At 55.8% G+C, this 3131-nt stretch carries 3 protein-coding genes; 1 reads left to right on the top strand and 2 read right to left on the bottom strand.

What is annotated here, in order from left to right:
* The coding region (locus VMU57_RS01590) for a pitrilysin family protein (RefSeq protein ID WP_325380118.1) at positions 1-826 on the bottom strand (826 nt) is incomplete at its 3' end.
* Between the two features lie 212 nt (positions 827-1038).
* Here VMU57_RS01590 and rlmN point away from each other — a divergent pair.
* Positions 1039-2244: a 23S rRNA (adenine(2503)-C(2))-methyltransferase RlmN gene (gene rlmN, locus VMU57_RS01585; RefSeq protein ID WP_325380116.1), complete on the top strand. Its 1206-nt coding sequence runs from the start codon at positions 1039-1041 to the stop codon at positions 2242-2244.
* Between the two features lie 10 nt (positions 2245-2254).
* On the opposite strand, the gene VMU57_RS01580 is transcribed toward rlmN, so the two are convergent.
* The coding region (locus VMU57_RS01580) for a glycoside hydrolase family 27 protein (protein WP_325380114.1) at positions 2255-3131 on the bottom strand (877 nt) is incomplete at its 5' end.

The raw sequence follows: 3131 nt of genomic DNA, 5'->3' as shown, positions 1-3131 counted from the left end.
TGAAAATGGAGTACGCCAGACCGCGCTCCTCGCGGACATTCTGAAACAGGCGAGAGCTCATGCCGCCGCCGAGAATCGTATTCAGCAGGGCGACGGTATAACGCTGTTCATCATTCACAGGCGGAGCCGGTACTCCAAGACAAAGCTGCAGTTGCTCCAGCGACTTCTTTTGCTTCGAAACAATCCGTGCGTGAACCTTCGGCTTGGCCGCAAACGGGAGAATCAATTCGCTGTCGAGCGAGGGCGCGGCCGGCAGATGCGCCAGTTTCTCCGCGACCAAGGTCACAAATGCATCGTGATCCAGGTTCCCCGCGGCGGAGAAGATCATGTTCTTCCCCTGGAATCGGCCGCCATAGAAATCAAAAAGCATTCCCTGATCGAAGCGCTTCACCGTCTCGCGAGTGCCCAGAATCGGCTTGCCGAGCGGATGATCTTTCCAGAAGCTCTGGGTAAAGATTTCATGCACCAGCATGTCCGGATTATCTTCATCCATCTTGATTTCTTCCAGGATCACTTTGCATTCCCGCCCGATATCGTCGGGAGCAAACACCGGCTGCGTGACCAGGTCCGTCAGCACATCGAGCGCCTTCGGCACATGCTCATCCAGCACCTTGATGTTGAAGCAGATGGTTTCTTTGCTGGTGAAAGCGTCCAGGTTGCCGCCGATGGCGTCGACTTCCCTGGCAATATTTTGAGCGGAGCGAGACTTAGTGCCCTTGAAAACCATGTGCTCCACAAAGTGAGACACGCCGTTGATCTCCGGCAATTCATCTCGCGAACCGGTCTTGACCCACACGCCCATCGAAACGGAACGAACGTGCTCCATTCTCTCGGTTAGGATCACCAGACCATTCGATAATTCTGTGCGTCGAATATTGCGACTTTGGGCGCTGTCGGGCGAGCTACCAAGGGAACTAAAATGCGTAGTATCCTGCGGACTATCGATCGTAATCATCTGTATATAATTTTTTCACATACTAGGTTGGATTGCGGTCGAGCCCGGAAGCGGCTGAGGCTGCAACTAGTTATCCACATTAGATGCAAAGTTTTCCACAATTCGACTCTCTTCCACAAAAGAATGTTGAAAATTCTTCAGAATCCATGTTTTCTCTTTCGTTACAACAACTTGAATGGTTAATTGAAAGATTAGGTTTAGAGCGTTACCGCTCCCGCCAGCTTTGGCACGCACTTTATCAACAGCGCGTTTCCTCCCTGGAGGAGATGACTGCACTCCCAAAATCAGTCCGTGAATTGCTGAGTCAATCAGGATTCCAGGTGGGGTTGCCGCGCATCGCACAGGCCTTCGTCTCGAGCGATGGAACGGAGCGTTACCTGGTGGAGTGTGCTGACGGCGAGACGGTGGAGACCGTCTGGATGCCAAACGGGGATGATGGCGAGTTGGGCGACGGCTCCGACGCAGCTGACGAAGAAGCTGAGGAACCGCGTGCGCCAGAGCCTGCCCTGAGCATGTCGAAGGGTCTCGCTTCTGAGACGTGGGTTTCACGCCGCGCGACGATTTGTATTTCGAGCCAGGTTGGCTGCGCCGTGAATTGCCAGTTCTGCCTGACAGCGAAGCTGGGCATGAAGCGCAACCTGACTGCGGGCGAAATCGCTGGTCAAGTGGCGGCGGTAATGAATCGCCACCAGGTGCGCGTTGGCCGGGATCGCATCAACCTGGTGTTTATGGGAATGGGCGAACCGTTTCTGAACTACGACAATTTCATGGCCGCCGTCCATCTACTGGTGGAGGGCATGGGGATTCCGGAGTCGCGCATGACGGTTTCAACCTCCGGGATTCTGCCCGGCATTGAGCGATTCGCCAAGGAAAAACTGCGGCCCAAGCTGGCGCTCAGTCTGAACGCGCCGAACAATTCCATTCGCGAAAGTATCATGCCGGTCACGCGCAAATGGAAGATTGAAGATTTGCTGGAGGCGCTCCGGGAAATTCCGCTGCGGCCGCGGGAGCGAGTCACCTTTGAATATGTCCTGCTGGGCGGCGTCAACGATTCGTTGCAGGATGCACGTGAGTTGAGTGCGCTGCTGCAGCGCTCTGGATTGCCAGCCAAAGTGAATCTGATCGTCTGGAATCCAGGCCCGGATATCCCCTACCGCATGCCCAAGCCCGAAGACGTCGCCGCGTTTCAGCAGCATTTAATCGCGAGCGGCGTGCCTGCATTTCTGCGTCGGCCACGCGGACGCGATATCTACGCAGCCTGCGGTCAGTTGAAGCGAACCGTCGAATAGCCGCGATCGGTTACCACTTGTGTCGATGTTTTTCGAGCAGGAACATTTCTGCGCCGTGCGGTCCGACGGACGCATGAAACTGATGATCGAATTTGCCGACATCTTTTTGGCGCCACAGATCGCGAACTTTGCGCTTGCCGTGAATGCCAAGATCGGACCAGAGCGCGGTCACCTCCGCTGCCTGATCGCCGCGATTGAACAGGCCTACTGCCATTGAGCCGTCCTCCATTGGCTTGGCCCAGACTTCCAGGGTTCCGTGCTTTGCAACCGGCGCAGCCTGTTTCCCTAACGCGTCCTGATTGACATCGATCACCTCGGAGTTGGTCAGCAGGCTCAACGTAAATGGATCCAGCTGCGTCATGTCGCCGCCAAAGACCAGTGGCGCATCCATCAGCGACCACAGCGTCATATAGGTGTATTGCTCGTTGTGGGTCAGCGGAGTGGGCATCAGGTGGCCGTCCCACAGAATCTTTCCGACCAGCAGATTGTCCGGATCGTTCCAACCGCCGGGACCGGCCCATTTTTCGATGCCAGCCTGTCCGAAGCCGAAGGCGGCGATATTCTTCCAGAGCGTGCTTTGCGGCGTATCCAGGTAGCCTACGTCGCCTGTGGTTCGCCAGAAGTTGCCGCCAACGTCGCGGCCCCACTTCCATACATCGCCGTTGCCGTACTCACACAGGTTGTAGACAAAGTCGCGATTCTGTTTCGCAAGTTCGGAGCCCATCAACCGATATGGGGGTTTCACCTCTGCCGGGTTATTCGTGTTCTTCATCAGCTTTTGATAGGAACAGAGGTCGTATTTCAGAAGGTCGTAGCCCCACTTCGCGAACAGGCTAGCATCCTGCGCTTCGTGCTGATAGCTGCCCTCAAATCCCCCGCAGGTCAGA

The organism is Edaphobacter sp. (genome assembly GCF_035532915.1).
Lineage (GTDB): Bacteria > Acidobacteriota > Terriglobia > Terriglobales > Acidobacteriaceae > Edaphobacter.
The sequence above is the reverse complement of the archived record's forward strand: the minus strand, read 5'-3'. Positions and strand labels throughout refer to the sequence as shown.